The sequence below is a fragment of the Marinomonas sp. TW1 genome, assembly GCF_001625355.1.
Lineage (GTDB): Bacteria > Pseudomonadota > Gammaproteobacteria > Pseudomonadales > Marinomonadaceae > Marinomonas.
In genome coordinates, this window is sequence record NZ_JSEE01000001.1 from 88064 (window position 1) to 106032 (window position 17969).

The 17969-nt window shown below is 45.6% G+C and carries 17 protein-coding genes; 10 read left to right on the plus strand and 7 right to left on the minus strand.

Translation table 11 applies throughout. The features are described 5' to 3' along the window. The first annotated feature begins 62 nt into the window (after positions 1 to 62). Positions 63 to 1730: a methyl-accepting chemotaxis protein gene (locus OA79_RS00405; protein ID WP_063331259.1), complete on the plus strand. Its 1668-nt coding sequence runs from the start codon at positions 63 to 65 to the stop codon at positions 1728 to 1730. Between the two features lie 90 nt (positions 1731 to 1820). Further along, entirely contained in the window at positions 1821 to 2606 is a 786-nt protein-coding gene (locus tag OA79_RS00410) for a class II glutamine amidotransferase (RefSeq protein ID WP_063331260.1), read from the plus strand. Positions 2607 to 2655: 49 nt separating this feature from the next. On the opposite strand, the gene OA79_RS00415 is transcribed toward OA79_RS00410, so the two are convergent. From OA79_RS00415 to OA79_RS00425, 3 genes are read right to left on the minus strand one after another with little or no spacing between them, the layout of a single operon-like run. Continuing rightward, positions 2656 to 3609 carry an isopenicillin N synthase family dioxygenase gene (locus OA79_RS00415; protein WP_063331261.1) on the minus strand — a complete coding sequence of 318 codons (954 nt, stop codon included), beginning with the start codon at positions 3607 to 3609 and terminating at the stop codon, positions 2656 to 2658. A gap of 20 nt (positions 3610 to 3629) precedes the next feature. Further along, positions 3630 to 5930: an ATP-dependent helicase gene (locus OA79_RS00420; RefSeq protein WP_063331462.1), complete on the minus strand. Its 2301-nt coding sequence runs from the start codon at positions 5928 to 5930 to the stop codon at positions 3630 to 3632. A 10-nt stretch (positions 5931 to 5940) separates the two neighbouring features. Next, positions 5941 to 7083: a succinylglutamate desuccinylase/aspartoacylase family protein gene (locus OA79_RS00425; protein ID WP_063331262.1), complete on the minus strand. Its 1143-nt coding sequence runs from the start codon at positions 7081 to 7083 to the stop codon at positions 5941 to 5943. A 196-nt stretch (positions 7084 to 7279) separates the two neighbouring features. Here OA79_RS00425 and OA79_RS00430 point away from each other — a divergent pair, with 196 nt between their 5' ends. The 4 genes from OA79_RS00430 to OA79_RS00445 all read left to right on the plus strand — a co-directional run bounded on the left by OA79_RS00430 (position 7280) and on the right by OA79_RS00445 (position 11576). Further along, positions 7280 to 8479 carry an ABC transporter substrate-binding protein gene (locus tag OA79_RS00430; RefSeq protein ID WP_063331263.1) on the plus strand — a complete coding sequence of 400 codons (1200 nt, stop codon included), beginning with the start codon at positions 7280 to 7282 and terminating at the stop codon, positions 8477 to 8479. Between the two features lie 91 nt (positions 8480 to 8570). Further along, on the plus strand, positions 8571 to 10304 hold the full coding sequence (locus OA79_RS00435; RefSeq protein WP_063331264.1) for an ABC transporter permease: 1734 nt from the start codon (positions 8571 to 8573) through the stop codon (positions 10302 to 10304). Beyond that, the gene (locus OA79_RS00440; protein WP_063331265.1) at positions 10297 to 10932 is read left to right on the plus strand and encodes an ATP-binding cassette domain-containing protein; all 636 of its coding nucleotides are present in this window, start codon (positions 10297 to 10299) and stop codon (positions 10930 to 10932) included. The genes OA79_RS00435 and OA79_RS00440 overlap by 8 nt, the downstream gene beginning before the upstream one ends. A 110-nt stretch (positions 10933 to 11042) precedes the next feature. Further along, positions 11043 to 11576 carry a glutathione peroxidase gene (locus OA79_RS00445; protein ID WP_063331266.1) on the plus strand — a complete coding sequence of 178 codons (534 nt, stop codon included), beginning with the start codon at positions 11043 to 11045 and terminating at the stop codon, positions 11574 to 11576. A gap of 98 nt (positions 11577 to 11674) precedes the next feature. Here the strand turns inward: OA79_RS00445 and OA79_RS00450 are convergent, their stop codons facing one another. Together OA79_RS00450 and OA79_RS00455 are read right to left on the minus strand one after the other, a co-directional pair. After that, the gene (locus OA79_RS00450; protein WP_063331267.1) at positions 11675 to 12994 is read right to left on the minus strand and encodes a YjiH family protein; all 1320 of its coding nucleotides are present in this window, start codon (positions 12992 to 12994) and stop codon (positions 11675 to 11677) included. A 288-nt stretch (positions 12995 to 13282) separates the two neighbouring features. Beyond that, complete coding sequence (locus OA79_RS00455; RefSeq protein WP_063331268.1) at positions 13283 to 14404, minus strand: tRNA-queuosine alpha-mannosyltransferase domain-containing protein; 1122 nt, start codon at positions 14402 to 14404, stop codon at positions 13283 to 13285. Between the two features lie 122 nt (positions 14405 to 14526). Between OA79_RS00455 and OA79_RS00460 the strand changes: the two genes are divergently transcribed. Continuing rightward, complete coding sequence (locus OA79_RS00460; protein ID WP_063331269.1) at positions 14527 to 15273, plus strand: dienelactone hydrolase family protein; 747 nt, start codon at positions 14527 to 14529, stop codon at positions 15271 to 15273. Positions 15274 to 15292: 19 nt separating this feature from the next. Here the strand turns inward: OA79_RS00460 and OA79_RS00465 are convergent, their stop codons facing one another. Beyond that, complete coding sequence (locus tag OA79_RS00465; RefSeq protein ID WP_063331270.1) at positions 15293 to 15847, minus strand: YaeQ family protein; 555 nt, start codon at positions 15845 to 15847, stop codon at positions 15293 to 15295. A 390-nt stretch (positions 15848 to 16237) separates the two neighbouring features. Between OA79_RS00465 and OA79_RS00470 the strand changes: the two genes are divergently transcribed. After that, entirely contained in the window at positions 16238 to 16453 is a 216-nt protein-coding gene (locus tag OA79_RS00470) for a hypothetical protein (protein WP_063331271.1), read from the plus strand. Between the two features lie 93 nt (positions 16454 to 16546). Here the strand turns inward: OA79_RS00470 and OA79_RS00475 are convergent, their stop codons facing one another. Next, positions 16547 to 16753 carry a YdaS family helix-turn-helix protein gene (locus OA79_RS00475; protein WP_063331272.1) on the minus strand — a complete coding sequence of 69 codons (207 nt, stop codon included), beginning with the start codon at positions 16751 to 16753 and terminating at the stop codon, positions 16547 to 16549. Between the two features lie 86 nt (positions 16754 to 16839). On the opposite strand from OA79_RS00475, the gene OA79_RS00480 reads away from it, so the two are divergent. Together OA79_RS00480 and csrA are read left to right on the plus strand one after the other, a co-directional pair. Then, on the plus strand, positions 16840 to 17460 hold the full coding sequence (locus tag OA79_RS00480) for a LexA family protein (protein WP_063331273.1): 621 nt from the start codon (positions 16840 to 16842) through the stop codon (positions 17458 to 17460). A 101-nt stretch (positions 17461 to 17561) separates the two neighbouring features. Then, positions 17562 to 17765: a carbon storage regulator CsrA gene (gene csrA / locus OA79_RS00485; RefSeq protein ID WP_063331274.1), complete on the plus strand. Its 204-nt coding sequence runs from the start codon at positions 17562 to 17564 to the stop codon at positions 17763 to 17765. Positions 17766 to 17969 lie beyond the last annotated feature (204 nt).

Genomic DNA, 17969 nt, shown 5'->3' on the forward strand with positions numbered 1-17969 from the left:
GATGTAACTTTAACTGGCATAAGGATTGCTCACCTCATAACAAAGACAACTCAGGAGCTAACATGCTAAATTTGTCCGTACGCACCAAAATTCTTTCACTTATTGCCCTTTTCTCCATTGTCATCATTGGTTTGAGCATCAGCTCGGCACTGTCCAGTAAATCCGTTTCTTCTGAGTTGCAAAGTCTTTCATCGCAAAGTTTGCAACTGGTAAAACACCTGGAGAAAAGCCGACAATTACTATTACAACAATCAGTCGAGTTTGAACGAGGCTATTTCCAAGTATCCATTGCCAAATCCATGGGTGGCTATGGCACGGAGCTGATCGCCGAATCGGAAGAAAAATTCAAGACCTATACAGATGAGCTACTGACCAGCATTGACAGCGTCAAAAGCATTCTAAACGAGATGCCAAAAAATGATGGACTGACGACCCTATTAGGGCACATTGATCTATTAGAAGAGCAACAAGCGACCTTCTTAAAAGCCAGTACCGAAACCTACAGTTGGTGGATTAAACTGAAAACGCTACAGGCCAATAAAGCTCGTCGGATCGCTGACGCTAGCCTTGAAAGCGTGAATGCTCAGATGGAAACCATCATCCGTTCCATTAATGAATACAGCAACCAAGTGGCTGATAATCAAAACAGTAAATTGGACCAAACCATTTATGCAAGTGGTGGTTTAGCCGCATTACTCATCATGATCGGTGTCACCATCAGCTTATTAATCGTCAATGGTATCTGTCGTCCTCTTATTAAAGCGGTTCGTCGCGCAGAAGGCATTGCCTCTGGGGATTTATCGCAGGAACCGGTTAACAGCAAACGTAAAGACGAAATCGGCCTGTTAGAAACCGCTATGGACAAACTGGTTGTTCAACTCAGTAGCATTCTTCACGATGTGGCCAAGTCCAGTGACATGCTGACCAATGCCGCCAACGACCTGAACCGCATTACCGATGAATCTTCCGACATGGTGGATCGTCAACAAGAAGAAACGCAATTGATTTCTCAAGCCATCAGCGAAATTCAGGCCACCGCTGTCCATGTTTCGGAATCCACGACGGATGCCAGCAACGCAGCTCATGATGCAGAAACCGCGGCCAATGAAGGGGCAGAAATTGTCACCAGAACCATTAACAGCATTCAAGAATTGGCAGAAGAAATCGCCGAATCAGCCAAGACAATCAATGAATTACAAGTGAACACCAATGAAATCAGCAACATTCTTAATGTGATTTTAGGCATTGCAGAACAAACCAACCTACTGGCCTTAAACGCGGCAATTGAAGCCGCACGAGCGGGCGAACAAGGTCGAGGCTTTGCCGTGGTGGCCGACGAAGTTCGTCATCTCGCGCAGAATACTCAGGATGCCACTCAACAGATTGAAAAGATGATTACTCTGCTGCAATCCGGCACCTCTTCTGCCGTTGCCGCGATGACGTCAAGTCATCAACGCTCAACCAATGCCGTAGAGCAAGTGAAACACGAAGAAGAATCGTTATTAAACATCAATCAATCTGTGTCTAAGATTCGAGAAATGAACGACCGCATTTCAGCCACGGCGGAAGAGCAAGCCTCAGTGACTGCCGAGGTGAACCGAAATGTGTCGAATATCACAAGCATTACAGAAAAAACCACCAATTCGATTCACTCAATCAGCCAGTCGGCTGGGCAGCTGGCCAATTTGGCAAAACAACTTTCAAACAAAATCAGTTACTTTAATGTCTAATCATTAAGATACCTGCAGAGCAAAAGGGAAACATATCGTTTCCCTTTTATCTTTCTAGCCTTATCGGCTTCTTGCAGTCAGGAGAGCAATATGTGTCGTTGGATGGCCTATCAAGGGAACGAGGTGTACCTTGAGTCATTGTTATTTGAACAGGAGCATTCACTCGTTCACCAAAGTCTGAGCGCGAAAAAATCCGAAGTAACCGTCAATGCCGATGGCTTTGGTTTAGGTTGGTATGATGAGCGCAGTGAACCAGGCTTGTATCATGAAATACTGCCAGCATGGAGCGACAGCAACCTAAAAAGTCTCGCAAGACACATCAAGAGCGGTCTCTTTTTTGCTCATGTTCGTGCCTCTACTGGCACGGCCACCAGCCGTTCTAACTGCCATCCGTTCAGCTATAAAAATTGGTTGTTCATGCACAATGGACAAATTGGCGGTTATGAATCCATTCGTTATCAATTGGATCGACTGATTCCAGAATCCCTCTATGGCGAACGCCAAGGTGCGACAGACTCTGAAGTGATTTTTCTATTGATGATTGCCAATGGCTTAGAACACACTCCTGAACAAGCCATTGCCGATACCTTGGCGCAGATCCTCGACATCATGAAGCAAAAAAACATTCAAGAACCCTTACGATTTACCTCTGTGGTATCCAACGGTGATGAAATGATTGCCGTGCGCTTTTCCAGTGACGAGCAAGCCCCTAGCCTCTACTGCAAAGCATTTGAAAATCACATTGTCATTGGTTCCGAACCGTTAGAACTGTCCAATCAAGGTTGGACATTGGTGCCAGCAGGACATCTTGCGAAAATCAAAGGCAATCAATATCAGATTCAAGCGCTACCCGATCTAATGAAATTGAGCGCGTAGCGCGCTCAATTTCATTGCTGACCGTCCGTCAACGCTTCTTAACAACCATTTAATGCTTATCTTCTCGATACGCATAAGTGGCGTCAAATCGAGATTGAATCCAATCCCCTGCTAAGACTTTTTCATACTTAGCAGGTTTGCTTTCAGACTGACAACTTGGCACACAACTCACTTCCGTTTCATAGTCAGGCTCAACAAAGAATGGAAAAGAATAACGGTGCACATCCGCTAAAGAAGCCCGCACACGATGCGCCGTCGAGACATATTCGTCGTTTGTCCAGTGCTGCATTAAGTCGCCAATGTTGACCACAAGCGCATTCTCTATTGGCGTCGCATCTACCCACTCACCGTGGCGATTTTTGACTTGTAAACCGCCAATGTGATCTTGTAGCAACAAGGTCACACAACCGTAATCTGTATGCGCTCCAGCACCATTGTCATGAGCCGCTTCAGGGCGTGGCGGATAATGGATCATGCGCAACACAGTGACATGGTCAGTAAAGCAACGAGTAAAGAAATCGTCTTCTAGAGACAAGGCTTGTGCCATGGCCGTCAATAATTTTTGCGCCACTTGGAACGTCTCTACGTAATACTCTTGCAAAACTTCAACCGTGGCAGGATCACTTGGGTTTTGGTTTGGCCCATACATGGTCGGGTATTTCGATACCAAAGGATGATCCGCAGGAAAATCCAACGCCATATCAAAGGTTTCTTTCCAGTCCGCATGGGTCACTTCATCAAGCTGTTCTTCGCCAATGTTGCCATAGCCTCTGTGATTGGGGCTGTTTTTGATATCAATGGCATTTTTAACCTCTTGAGGCTGGTTGAAAAAACGCTTTGCCTCGCGCATCAACGCCTTCGTCAAGGACGCAGGCACTCCGGTGTTGGTTAGATAGAAAAAGCCAATTTCACGACAAGCCTTATCTAAGGCGGTCACTTCTGCTAAGCGTACTGAATCGCTTTGATGAGTTAATTTGGCTAAATCGATGAGTGGAATGGACATATAACGTCTCCTGTTACGGATTAACTCCGTGAAGAAAGCTTCACTAATTTCGTATGTTTTGGGTTAAATCGCTTCAACCCGGCTTCGCCAAAATCAACAATAATCATCTGCCTATCGTCTTCTTCTTGTCGGACAACCACCCCTTGACCAAACTGATCATGACGTACCTTGTCCCCCGGCTTGAGTCGCCCATTACCAACCACTTTATGACGGAAAGTGACATCAGGAGAAGGCTGAACAAACGCCAAGTAGCGCTGAAAAACAGAGCCTTTTTCCGTATCAATCACATCACCATTGCGTGCCTGATACCAAGCTTCGCAAATCTGGCTGACCGCATGAGGCTGAGCCTCAAATATAAAACGGGATAATGACAACGATTTTAAACCGGCTCGGGGAATGCTCCCCAGCTTCATTTGTTTGTTCTCTTCCGCACTCGGCGTTTCCAATAGCACCAGTTTCTGACGTGCTCGCGTCATGGCCACATAAAACAAACGCCGCTCAGCCGCCAATTCATTGGCTGCTTGCTTGTCGATCGCACTCAAGTCTTCTTCATAATACGGAAACCGACCTTCCTGCAATCCACACAAAAGTACTTGCCCAAACTCCAAGCCTTTGGATTTATGGATCGTCATCAGATGCACACCTTGTGCCACATCAGACTGGCTTTCGTTGAGGCTGGCAAGTTGTTGTAAAATGCTCGCAGCATCGCCGCCAACCCCTCGCACGTAAGCAATAAACGCCTCGCAGGTAGCGATTTTTTCCTGTGCTTGTATGTCTTTACTACTGGTACTTTCGAAATAGCGATAAATTCCCAATTTTTCCAGCGTATGCACCAAACCTTGCGCAGGATCCTTGCGATATGCACTCAAACTGCGCAACCAATCCGCTCTTTCATACAGCTTCTTCGCACGCCAACCATCACTCGCATCGGCCATGTTTTCAACAATCTGCGGCAACAAATGCGGTGACTGCTTCGCTTGCTGAATCAGCAGCCGTCGTTGCGCCACCGCACCACCCAAACTGGGTACCGTTAACAAATACTCAACATCGTCAGTATGAAAAAAGTGACTTGGCACTTCAAGACCGCCCGCCATCACAGCGAGATACGCCATTAACATACGGATTTGGCGGTTCTCTAATAAGGGCGAATCACCATGTAACTGATACGGCACGGCTTTGTGCATCAGCGCCAATTGCACTGGCACCATATCACTGTATAAACGCACTAAAACAGCACAGTCAGTTAAGGCCTTGCCCTCTTCGACCCAGGCTTTTAGCTCTCCTAACAAGGCTTTTCCGGTTTTTGGCGATTTCGCAAAAGACACTCGTGTCCGTTCACCAAGCCCCACTACTAAAGCCTCGGGATCGTTCTCACTGATGACACTTGACGCCATTAACCCAATGGCATGACCAAAGCGAAAACTGGTACTCAATGGGTAGGTTATGGTGCTGGCAAATTCCGCATCAAATTGACGCGCCATAATATCAGGGCTGGCGCCACGCCATTCATAAATGCATTGCTGCACATCACCCACAATCATCCATTGACAAGGCATTGGGTAAAGTCGTTTTAACAATTCATACTGACAAGGATTGATGTCTTGAAATTCGTCAATCAATAAATATTGAAAATTGGGGACTAAGGCGCGTACGCGCTGTAAATCGGCTTCGGATAAATCACTAACCAATTGATAAGGGTCGCTTAACAAATCGGCAAAAAAACGTATATTCTGGCGCTGACGCAGCCCGTCTAATTCGTCAAACAGAGCCACAAAAAAGTGTCGCTCCTTCGACCAACCCAGCTGTTCAAACACATCGTTTGCTGACAAGTTCGACGCCTTTACTTGATCGATAAACAGCAGCACATCTTCCAACCACTCTTTCTCGTCTTGTATGGTGACTTTTTCACCACGCTTCAAGAGGCGTGACATGGCCTCTCGCAACAACTTAATTAAGCTAAAATCGTCTGTCAGCAATTTAGCGGATGCCAACCAATCTTGCTGCTCTAAGCGACGACAAAAGCGCATACCAAAAGCGTGAAAGGTCATCACACTGGGCGAACGAATCCCTTGTGGCAGAAGACGCTGACTCAGGCGTTGGGAAAACTCTTCTTGCGCACTTTTGTTAAACATAAACACGCCAATTTGTGACGCGTCTATGCCTTGTGATAATAAATACTCAATACGTGAGATGAGTGTCGTGGTTTTACCTGCGCCCGCCACCGCAATGACCTTCGCAGGCTGCTGCAAATCATGATGAACCACCGCCAATTGTTCAGAGGTTAAATTCAGTGACTGGGTAGAAAATGGAGTATCGGTCAAAATAACAGGCCTAGTCTTCAAATAAATGACCGATTTCACGGTGAGCGAGATGTTCTTTACCCGCGATCTTAGCAATCGATTCGCCACACATCACCAAACGGCGTTGCACTCTGGCAAACAACACGCCGTTGGCACGAGAGACTAATGGATAATGCGACGCTTCCACATCATCGTCCAGCAAGTTCACCACTTCACCGATCACTTCGCCTGCTTCCACAGGCTCACCGATGGCTTTGTGATAACAAACCACCCCAGCACAAGGGGCTTTTACCAAATCCATGGCATCCAATGGGTAATAATTAACGGCCGACACATCGGGTTCTGCAACAACGCCTTGTATGACACCTCGATATATCAGGTAATCGTACAAAGCCTGCGCATCTTGGTCTGCAAACTCATGACTAATGTCATTTTCCCCTCGTAATTCCACGGTCAAAGAACGACATCCCCAGGGAATTAAGTGCGCATAATGGGCTTTTAATGAGCGCCAAACACTGACATTGGTTTCATCAAACGACGCCGCGCCAGTTTCCAATTCAGACAGACCCACTGTCGAATTTAAAAGCCCTAATAGCGGTTTAAAATAGTCTTCAAATTCTTGCGGCACATAAGCATGCATACAAGCTTCACCAGAACAATGCAGGTCAATCACTTCGTCTGCGTCCATCGACAAGGCCAACAAGGTTTTTTTCATCCCTTGCAACTCCGTCATGTCAGGCAACAAGGCCAACTCTTCACGAATCGCCTGACGTACCACGGATACATTCGCTTGCGTGTCCGCCGCCACATCCCCCTTAATACGCTGCTCGACTTTTTCCCCTAACCGAGGCCAGTTACGGTTAAAGTTGCCACCGCCATCGGAAAAAGCAAAACGCCCAGGAATATAGCCGTGGAAATTCTGCGCCAAACCAATTGGATTCGCCACAGGGACAATAATCACTTCACCTTTAATCTGCCCAGCTTGCTCCGCTTTTTTCAACATGGCGATCAGCTTATTCAGCACTAAAAACCCAGGCCATTCATCGGCATGAAGCCCTGCTTGAAGGTACACTTTAGGGCGAGCGCCCGCCGCGCCGAAATGATGCGCTTTCAGTACTCTTTGGGTGCCAGGAGAAGCACTGGGTAAGACGTGAGAATAAATTTGGTAAGACATACAACCTCGAACTTGACGGAGCGTAATAATGACAACTTTCGCTCAAAATAAACTTGCCCATGTTACGCTAAATCGTCGTGTTAATAAAAACCAAATACTATAATAAAATCAGTGTAATAAATGACTCTTGTGTTACGTCTAAAACCTAATACCAAGTTGAACATGCTACATTGACCTTAAACATCAGGAGCACAGAGTGATCAAGTCCACCCTAGCCGTTGCCATCAGCAGCGCCTTAATATTTACTTCTCCAATCTCAAAAGCGGATTGGCAAGACACCCTGCAAGCCGCTCAAGGTCAAACCGTCTACTTTAATGCTTGGGGCGGTGCAGACAACATTAATCAATACATTCAATGGGCCGCTGATCGCATTGAAGACCAATATCAAGTCACCTTAAAACAAGTAAAGCTTACCGACACGGCCGATGCAGTGAACCGTGTATTAGCCGAAAAAGCGGCAGGACAAGACAAACAAGGCTCTATTGATCTTATCTGGTTAAATGGCGAAAATTTTCGTGCCATGAAAGACAATCAACTCTTGTTTGGGCCCTTTAGCCAAACTTTACCAAATTACCAACGCTACGTTGACGAAAATGCCCGTCAGAGTTTGACTCAGGATTTTGGTACTAAGGTCGACGGCATGGAATCCCCATGGGGCATGGCGCAAGTCATTTTCATGTATGACACTGAGACCCTGTCGACACCGCCCAAATCCATGGCTCAATTATTGGCTTACGCACAGGCCAATCCAGGACGCATCACTTACCCTGAGCCACCACAATTTTTGGGTTCGACTTTTTTGAAACAAGCGCTTTACGAATTATCTCCGCATCGCAAAGTCTTATCGCAACCGGTTGATCAAGTTGACTTCAAAAAAGTCACCGCGCCACTCTGGGCCTACTTAGACCAACTCCACCCTGTCGCTTGGCGCAGTGGACAAAACTTCCCTTCCGGTGCTGAAGAAATGATGCGCTTGCTCGACGATCAAGAAATCGATGTGGCACTGAGTTTTGATGTCTCTGCCGCTTCGGTGCAAATTGATCAAGGCAATTTGCCTGATACGGTTCGCTCATATGTGTTCCAAAACGGCACCATAGGCAACACTCATTTCTTAGCCATTCCCTATAACAGTAGCGCCACCGCTGGGGCGCAAGTTGTGGCCAATTTTTTACTGTCACCAGAAGCTCAGATCCACAAACAAACCCCGACGGTCTGGGGGGATTTAAGTGTATTGTCGTATGACAAACTCAGTGCATCAGATCAACAAAAGTTTGATGATTTACCACGCGGCATCGCCACGTTATCAATCGAAGAACTTGGCCAAACCCTGCCAGAACCACACAGCAGCTGGGTGAGCGCGCTCGAGACAGAATGGCGCAAGCGTTATGCACATTAACACCGCTTACGAATAAACGAACTCGTGTGTTGAAGAATGTCATTTCATCAACACGCTTTTTTCAATTTTTGCTCTGGAATGTCACTGTTTTATGCCAACCAAATACCGTCGAATGACCACTGGGCTGATTTGCGCGTTATTACTTCTGCCCATTTTAGCCGGACTGGTTGGCACCTTACTGCCTGCTTTTCACTATTTTCCGCCACTTGGGGAAAACAAATTTTCTTTCGCCGCGTGGCAGAATCTGTTCAGTAACACCGAATTTTTCGCCAGCTTAAAACTCACCCTGATCACTGGCATTCTAGCGTCTATTATTGCTCTTTGGCTGGCTCTAGCCTTATTAGCTTGGGGGTATGAAAAGGCGTTTTTTAGACCCATTGAAAACCTTCTCGCGCCTATTTTGGCCATTCCTCATGCCGCTATCGCAATCGGCTTAGTGTTTCTCCTCAGCCCATCTGGCTGGCTAGTACGCTTATTCAGCCCATGGCTCACCGGTTTTGAACGACCACCGAATTGGATCAGTGTGCAAGACCCTTATGGGCTTTCTCTAATATTTGCCTTAGTCATAAAAGAGATGCCCTACTTACTCTTCGTGATGCTGGCCAGCATGAAAAGCATTCAAGCACGCGACAGCTTGCAAGCTTGCCAATCACTAGGCTATGGTCGTTTTACAGCTTGGCGTAAGGTGCTGATTCCTCAGCTTTATCCTTTGATCCGTTTGCCCTTGTTTATCGTCATTAGCTTTAGTCTGACGGTGGTGGATTTGGCGTTGATTATTGGCCCGAACACCCCTTCTACCTTAGCCGTAACCTTGTTTCGCTGGTTTAACGATCCAGACCTGGCGATGCGATTTAACGCCAGTGCAGGCGCCATCAGCTTAATGCTGGTCATTGTCTTCGTGCTCGCCGGCTGGGAGTTAAGTCATCGTTTCTTAGCGAAACTGACTCGTGCTGAGCGAAGTAATGGCAAACGACGAGGGTTGTCTGATCATCTGTTGTCCCTTGGCGCCATGTTGGCGTGTTTCAGTTTGCTGATTGGTCTGCTGGCTCTGGTCATCTTGCCCATCTGGTCTCTGACCAAACGCTGGCGCTTTCCTGATGTTTTCCCCGCCACATGGACATTGGACAATTTAGAACGCGCCACACCCTTGTTAATGGAACTCACCAACAACACACTGCTCATTGCACTGGTTAGCACGTTACTGGCGAGCGTGATTAGCCTTATCATGTTAGAAATCAAACGCGTCAGTCATGGCTCATCACAATACACCTCAAACCGACCATCACATGTTTTTGATTGGCTTATCTACGTGCCGATCTTGTTGCCACAAATTGGTTTTCTATTTGGGCTTCATGTGCTGTTAATCCATCTGAACTTAAACGGCGACCTCATCGCCGTGATGATGCTGCATTTTTTATACGTGTTACCTTATGTCTATCTCACTTTAAAAAACCCGTATCTGGCCTACCATCAGGCCTATCTCGAACAAGCAAATCGACTCAAACCCTGTGTTTGGCGTAATTACCTGACGGTTAAACTGGCCATGCTTAAACCCGCCTTGTTCACCGCTTTCGCCATTGGCTTTTCGGTCAGTGTGGCACAGTACCTTCCCACCCTGATTGCCGGCGAAGGACGTTACAGCACCTTAACCACCGAAGCAGTAACACGGGCCGCATCCGGTGACAGAAAGCAAGTGGGCAGCATGGCGTTGTTACAAACTCTGTTTCCTATTTTCGTCTTTTGGCTTGCGTTGGTGGTGCCACCACGCTGGACGAAATGGCGACTGGCCTTTAAATCTCTCTTTATAAGGACGACTCGTGCTTAGTGTAAATCAGTTCTCATTAACCCTAGGTCAGCAAACACTGATTCAAGGCCTAAGCTTTCAGATCCAGCCTGGGGAAGTCTTGTCGATCATGGGCCCCAGTGGCATAGGAAAATCCAGCCTATTGCACTTTTTAAGCGGTACCTTAAACCGCTCGCTTAACGCCAGCGGTCAAGTGTATTTGGACAAGCAAGCCTTACAAGATCGCCCAACCAATAAACGCAAAGTGGGATTATTGCAACAAATGCCACTGCTGTTCCCCCATATGAGCATCATAGAGAATTTGCTCTTCGCCATACCTGAGCATATGCCGAGCAAAACTCGCCAACAAAAGGCACTACAAGCGTTAGAAAAGCTGAGCATTCCTGACAAAGCCAATGCCTTGCCATCAGAACTGTCTGGCGGACAACAAGCTCGCGTGGCGTTACTGCGCACCTTGTTAGCCGAACCAGACTACCTACTCTTAGATGAACCCTTTAGCAAACTCGACCCAGCCCTGCGTCGTGACGTGAGAGCCTTTGTACTAGAGCAAATTCGCCAGTCGAATATTCCAGCCTTATTGGTCACACATGACCCAGAAGACGCCAAAGCCATGCAAGGACCCTGTTTAGACTTAGACCCTTTAAAATAGAAAATTAGCATTGTTTACGCATTGATGACCTCATCGTGATGCGATAGTAAGATACGCTAACAAACATCCTATTTGCCCGATATCATAGGGCCACCACGAAGGAGAGCAGAATGAGCACCGTACTGAATCACACCGTAAACAACATTCAAGGCGAGCCGATCGATTTATCCCAGTACCAAGGCAAAACTCTATTGTTGGTCAATGTAGCCTCTAAGTGTGGCTTAACCCCTCAATACGAAGGCTTAGAAGCACTTTATAAAAAATATCACCAACAAGGTTTTGAAATTTTAGGCTTTCCTGCCAATGACTTCGCAGGACAAGAACCCGGTTCCGATGAAGAGATTCAACAATTTTGCCGCCTTACCTATGATGTTACCTTCCCCATGTTCAGCAAACTGGTTGTCACCGGTGAAGACAAGCACCCTTTATACCAAGACTTAATCAAAGCCGTCCCTGTCACACCAAACCGTGAAGCCATGGAAAGTATGCTTAAACAGCATCAAATTGAGCCAACTGCTGCTCCAGAAGTGGTTTGGAATTTTGAAAAATTCCTCATCACTAAAAATGGCGACATAACCCGTTTTGCACCGGATACCACACCAGACAATGAAACACTGGTCAGTGCCATCGAAGTAGATTTATAGAAGCCCTCGTCTCTTCCACTAAAAAAGCAGGAATACACGTCTTCCTGCTTTTTACTTGCGCCATCAAAATACTCGACAAAAGAGCATTAGAAGACACTCTAGCCGACAAATTGCTCTGCCCAAAAGGCGACAGGAGAGGCAATTAATATGGTCAATGCTGCTCGCTGATACCATACGATTAACATTTGTTTAATGTTGAGCGGAATGTCTGTCGACAAAATACAAGGAATGGAAGCGGAGAAGAATAGAATCGATGAAATCGATACCACGCCCACGACGAATTTCACCACAAAAACGCTTTTCGCCGCGATTAAAGCCGGCAAAAACATCTCAGCCAAACCGGTTGCGGAAGCGGACGCCACCATCATAGGATCAGGCAATTGCGCAATCCATGCAAACGGATACAGCAAGTAACCCAACCACTCGAAAATCGGCGTGTATTTGGCCAACAACAACCCCAATAAACCAACGGACATAATAGAAGGCAAAATACTCATTGCCATCACCATGCCTTCTTTCAAGTTTTTAAAAATGTTTTGACCAATATTATCCGCTTGCTTGGCCACCTCCACCCCTTCAATTAACGCTTGCTTAAAGCGTGAGTGTTGAAAATTTTCGGTTTCTCGATTGGCGGCGGTATCATCCATTCTACTAAGAGGAAAGATTCGTACGGTGATAGCGGTTACCACAAAGGTAATGATTAAGATCGCCCAGAAAAACACATTCCAAACCGACATCAACCCCAATGTTTTCGCGACAATCACCATAAAAGTGGCTGATACAGTCGAAAAACCGGTTGCGATGATAGCGGCTTCTTTAGCCGAATATTGTCCGGATTTATAAACACGATTGGTGATTAATAAACCAATCGAATAACTGCCCACAAAGGACGCTACCGCATCAATGGCAGATTTACCCGGGGTTTTAAACAACGGTTTCATAATAGGCTGCAGCAACACACCGATAAATTCCAACAATCCGTAGCCAATTAAGAAAGCCAAAAATACCGCACCAATCGGCACAATAAGCCCCACAGGCACCACCAATTTGTCGAACAAAAATGGCAACATGTCTTTCTCGAACAAGAAATCCGGCCCCATAGACAAAAACGCCATGAAAGCCGTCACCACACCCAGCAATTTCAATACAGACAACACCGTCTGTGTGGTAGACGTTCGCCAAGTCCCTTTAAAGAAAGGGTAAAGTCCACCAGCAATGACCGCAGCCAACGCGTAGAACTTAGCCAACTCTAGATGATGACCACGTATCCAAGAGACGATGTGATCTAACGGAATGGTTTCTTTTCCTGCTATTTGGATAGGAACAAAAAAGAAGAACAAGCCAATAGCACTAAACACCACCAACTTAATCAATGAGGACCAAGACAATTCTTTCGCTTTAAGATCGCTCGTATTCATAACGGATTTCCTTTAAAAGTGATCGTTCACATCAAGAAAAGCAACAAACATACCAATTTGTATATACAACTAAAAAAGGTAGTTTTTTGCCTTATGTCTTAATCTTACGATCGTATTTATTTTTGTTTTTGACTTTCAATTTGGTTTTTAACACAGATCAAGCGCATCAATAAAGGGCAAAAAGACAAATCCGCACTATTTTCTACCTTTACTAAGCTTAAGGTAATGACAGAACCCTATGAGTAGAAGATCAGATAGAAATTTAGAAAGGAAGTTAATGTATATACATTAAGATTCAAATTTTTGAATTATTTCCCGATAACCTGCCAGCACGTTTTCTAGGCAAAAACGTGTTACTGAAGGTGGTTTAATCGGATATTGAGCATAGGATTGTATTAGCTTAGTCGCACTACTGGCCTCTTTTTCAAGATCATTAAGATGACTTTGATACAAACATTCCTCATCAAATAACTCAGGATACACTTGGCGATTAGGCAAAACAGGAACACAACCGACGGCCACGGCTTCCAGTACAGATAGCCCTTGAAATTCGTGTAAAGCGGTGGAGAGAAAAAGGTCTGATGACGCCAAGATAGCAAAGTATTGATCTCGACTTTCGGCGTAACCAAACTGAGTAATACGATGTGAAAACTGAAGCTTAATCTGTGAAAACACCTCTGGCACAGTCCGAAACTGCTCCCCCATGATGGCTATTTCATATTCCAGATCCGTTGCTTCCAATGCTTGTAGAATTGCAAACAACCGCTCAGGGCCTTTATCAAATTCCCAACGCGCTGACCAAGCTATTTTGAGCTTACTAGCCTCTATTGAAATGTCAGCTTGGCGATCTACACCAAACGACCTTTGCAGCAGAGTGCGACTCGGCCACTCAATTGGCACTGGTATGACCTGTGAATTCGTTTCTGTCGTCATCAACCAATCTGGTGACACATAGTCCGGCAGTTTCTTCAGCAGCGCCTTCGCTCCCTGAAAAAAAGACGTTTGATTGAAGGCACTATTAAACACACAAAGATCCGCGGCCAAAGCACTGTACAAGGTCACCATTTGCATCTCGATCAAACCTTGCTGGTTATCACCCGCTGGATAAGCAAACTGATTTTCATGGAAATAAAGAATCCAAGGAATGTTTTGCAGATCAGGACAAAAGGCCTTTAGCCCGACACAATCGGTCATGGAGGTCGCAATGACCAAATCATACGGCTTTTGCAATGCGTCTTTAAACTTGGGATCGAAAGCGAAACTCATGGCATTACCACGGATACGCCAAGCAAAGTGACGAGCCGGCAGCGAGATATATTGCCAATCATGTTGCTCTAAGCCACTCATTAACGCATTGGCCCAAGCTTTATGACTGTTTGCTTCGTAAGCACTGATGATTAAAATTCGCACAACGGGACCATTATTTACTCAGTTAAAAGAAAACACTGAGCAAGACAGCACGCTTTGCATCTAGCTCAATGAAGTCTGGTCGCTTATCATGTAAGAAAGCAACAACGCCTTTAAGGACTCACATGATCATTCAGCGCCACGACCAAGATATTACCACGCCGACCGGTACAATGCGTTGTACTGTCTATCGCCCTCAAGCGGAAGGTCGCTTTCCTTGTGTCTTTTTTTATTCTGAAATTTTCCAACAAACAGCCCCCATTGCTCGCTCCGCCGCCATCATAGCCGGACACGGCTTTGTCGTCATCGTACCGGAGGTGTTCCATGAACTGAATCCGATCGGCACTGTGCTTGGTTACGATGACGAAGGTAAAGACAAAGGCAATAACGATAAATTCACTAAGCCTCTGGAATCACACGACTCTGACACTGTCGCCATGCTAACTTACTTTGAACAACAAGATTATTGCAGCGGTCAATTTGGCAGCATGGGGGTGTGTCTAGGTGGCCACTTAGCGTATCGAGCGGCTTTAAACCCTCGTATCCAAGCGGCTTTTTGTCTGTACGCCACCGACATTCATTCCAACACCATTCCCTGCCAAGAAGGCAACGACTCCTTTACCCGTACGAACGAAATACAGGCCGAATTAGTCATGGTTTGGGGGAAACAAGACCCGCATGTGCCCACCGAGGGTCGCAAGAAAATTTATCAGCAATTGATCGACACAGACCGATTATTCACTTGGTACGAAGTCAATGGTCAACATGCCTTTATGCGCGACGAAGGAGATCGATACGATCCGGCATTGGCTCTAGAATATTATGGTAAAGCTGTGGCGCTATTTCAGCGCGCCTTAAATAAAGCGGTATAACAGAAAGGACGTGGTGAGCTTATTGCTCGCCACGCCATGTTGGTGTTAACGCACATTCCCCAAGCTCACCAGAAACCCACATCTCACCATCCTGAATGGTCACATTTAATTGCATTGAACGCGCACATATTTTGGCCAGCTCTAGCACTTGATGCTCAGGAAATTGCAACACACGTAGGTTATCAAAGCGGCTGTTTTTGCCTCGATTTTGCTCCCACCAAATGTCTGATTTGTCATTGTAATTCACCACCACAACCTGCTGAGCACGACCGCAAGCTTTACGTAAACGCTTTTCATCAGGCTGACCCAATTCCACCCAAAGCAAAATTTCATCGGAAAAATTTTTCTGCCACAAATCAGGCTCTTCTTCTGTGCTGATGCCTTTGGTAAAACTTAATTGCTCATCGCCCTCTTTTTCATCGGCCAACAAGGCAAAAGCAGCGAGTCGAACCATCATCCGCTCTTCGGTTTCAGACGGATGCAATGCCAAGGTTAAGTCATATCCTTGATAATGATGTCTATCCATATCAGACACCTGTACCGAGGCTTTATATACCGTTGCTTTAATCGCCATAATTACTTCTCAAATAGGAACAGGAAAAATTGCGGTGCATTGTACAGTAAAAATGCTAACCACACCTTTTTATCGCAAAAAGATAAAATACGTTATTTCGATATAATGGTTTGACATAAGGTAAATAATAGGGCTCAATCAAGAGGCTCAACGAGCAAAATTACCAAAATGGACCAACAGATATCAGGAGAAGCAAGATGACCACACTTATTGTGAATATTCACCGAACTTCTTCTATGGCAACTTGTAATAAACAAGTTCGATCAACCTCAATCTGTTCGCGTTCAATGTCTGTGTAATTTTACCTCATTGACCGCGGAATTTACGCGGTCATTCCTACTAAAAACCTCGTAAGTTCCGCCTTAAATTTCATTATTTTGGAGAAAACTTATGAGTATCATTGCCTTATTCAACGCCGCTAAAGACTACTTCGAAGCTCGTCGTACAAACCAAGTATTCCGTCATCTAGATGACCATTACTTAAAAGACATTGGTTTTTATCGCGATAATGGCCGTATTCGCCCTATTACTGGTGCAAGCCATGATGAAAATGAATTGCAGCAAAAAAACATCATACCGCCGGGAGAACAACCGAGCGACAGCTAGTCAGACCGTCGCATTAGAATGATCTGATGCGACGGTAAACACCAAGCCATGACGGCATAAAACGCCTTTCCCTCAACGCAGCGAAAGGCGTTTTTATTGATTCCGCCTTTCATGGTCAATTAATAACTCAGTCTCACTCACTTCTCCCTTCGTGGCCAACGCGGTTAAGCGGATATACTTTGCCGGACACCTGTGATGAACGTGTAGCCAATTCCAGACATGAGATTGCTTAACGCCTAATATTTTAGCCAACCCAGTCTGACTCCCGACGACTTCGATTGCTTTTTCTATTGCTGACATACTACCTCCTTATATACAACCTTTGCTGTATCTAAAAACAACTTATATTGTTTGTCAAATACAGATAAAGTTGTAACTATCATCAGATGAGTATTTCAAAGCGCGTAAAAGAAAAACGAATGGAGTTGGCACTCACTCAAGTAGAGTTAGCCAAACGTGTTGGCATTACACAGCAATCATTGCAGAAAATCGAAGATGGTCGAACGCAAAACCCGCGTAAGTTACTGTCCCTTGCCAAACAACTTCATTGTGATCCAGAGTGGCTGCTATCAGGCCATGTTGACGAGATCCGTGAAAAGCAAACCCAGTATCAACAAACGACTGCGCAAATGCGTCCGCTGTTAAATCAAGACACACTGTTTGGCAAACAAGACCCGACAACTGAAAAAAGCATGCTCGAAGCCCCAAGCAATGTATCACCGAACGCGTTTTGGTTTAAGGTAACTGGCGACAGTATGAGTAGCTTGTCTGGCTTAAGCATTCCTGAAAACTACCTCATTTTAGTTGAACCAGAAACCCAACCAACACATGGTGACCTAGTACTGGTCAAATTGCATACCTCACAAGACATTACGTTTAAGCAACTGGTCATGGATGCTGGAAATCGCTATTTAAAGCCCCTTAATGCCAGCTACCTTCCTGTGCAACTGGGCGCTGACATGGAAATTATCGGTGTGGCAACCGAAGCCAAACGACCACTTCGCTAAGCCTCTATGAGAATGAACAAAAATAAACAACAAAAACTGTTGACCAAAATACAGCTTTAACTGTATTTTTAAACAGTACTCATAAATAAAGGAATATCATTATGCTCGTAGTCACTCGACGTCCAGGTGAAACCATTAATATTGGCGACGATATGGAAGTCACCGTACTCGGCGTACAAGGCAACTATGTCCGAATTGGGGTCAAAGCGCCGCGCAAAATCAGCGTGCACCGTCACGAAATTTATAAGCGTATACAAGCCGATAAAGCGAAGGAACATGCGATCAAGTCGAGCAGCATGACCTAATTTTCTGAAACGTCCAATTGCAGTCAGTAATGAGTTTGGTTTATCACTTTTCTACCACTAAACAAGATAATTGAACCTCGTTTAGTGGTTGTTAAGCGGATTAACCCTTTGCCGCGCAGATCATTTGGTCAGCTCGAAACACATTTGCAAGAGCAACAACATGACGGGGACTTATTCGTATGTTCCCTTGTCTTCCCCGCCTTT

What these genes read in the sequence shown, in the direction of transcription:
- OA79_RS00435 (WP_063331264.1), top strand. Translation starts at nt 8,571, where the DNA reads ATGCCAACCAAATACCGTCGAATGACCACTGGGCTGATTTGCGCGTTA.
- OA79_RS00470 (WP_063331271.1), top strand. Translation starts at nt 16,238, where the DNA reads ATGAGTATCATTGCCTTATTCAACGCCGCTAAAGACTACTTCGAAGCT.
- OA79_RS00480 (WP_063331273.1), top strand. Translation starts at nt 16,840, where the DNA reads ATGAGTATTTCAAAGCGCGTAAAAGAAAAACGAATGGAGTTGGCACTC.
- OA79_RS00410 (WP_063331260.1), top strand. Translation starts at nt 1,821, where the DNA reads ATGTGTCGTTGGATGGCCTATCAAGGGAACGAGGTGTACCTTGAGTCA.
- OA79_RS00460 (WP_063331269.1), top strand. Translation starts at nt 14,527, where the DNA reads ATGATCATTCAGCGCCACGACCAAGATATTACCACGCCGACCGGTACA.
- OA79_RS00450 (WP_063331267.1), bottom strand. Translation starts at nt 12,994, where the DNA reads ATGAATACGAGCGATCTTAAAGCGAAAGAATTGTCTTGGTCCTCATTG.
- OA79_RS00465 (WP_063331270.1), bottom strand. Translation starts at nt 15,847, where the DNA reads ATGGCGATTAAAGCAACGGTATATAAAGCCTCGGTACAGGTGTCTGAT.
- csrA (WP_063331274.1), top strand. Translation starts at nt 17,562, where the DNA reads ATGCTCGTAGTCACTCGACGTCCAGGTGAAACCATTAATATTGGCGAC.
- OA79_RS00475 (WP_063331272.1), bottom strand. Translation starts at nt 16,753, where the DNA reads ATGTCAGCAATAGAAAAAGCAATCGAAGTCGTCGGGAGTCAGACTGGG.
- OA79_RS00405 (WP_063331259.1), top strand. Translation starts at nt 63, where the DNA reads ATGCTAAATTTGTCCGTACGCACCAAAATTCTTTCACTTATTGCCCTT.
- OA79_RS00425 (WP_063331262.1), bottom strand. Translation starts at nt 7,083, where the DNA reads ATGTCTTACCAAATTTATTCTCACGTCTTACCCAGTGCTTCTCCTGGC.
- OA79_RS00445 (WP_063331266.1), top strand. Translation starts at nt 11,043, where the DNA reads ATGAGCACCGTACTGAATCACACCGTAAACAACATTCAAGGCGAGCCG.
- OA79_RS00415 (WP_063331261.1), bottom strand. Translation starts at nt 3,609, where the DNA reads ATGTCCATTCCACTCATCGATTTAGCCAAATTAACTCATCAAAGCGAT.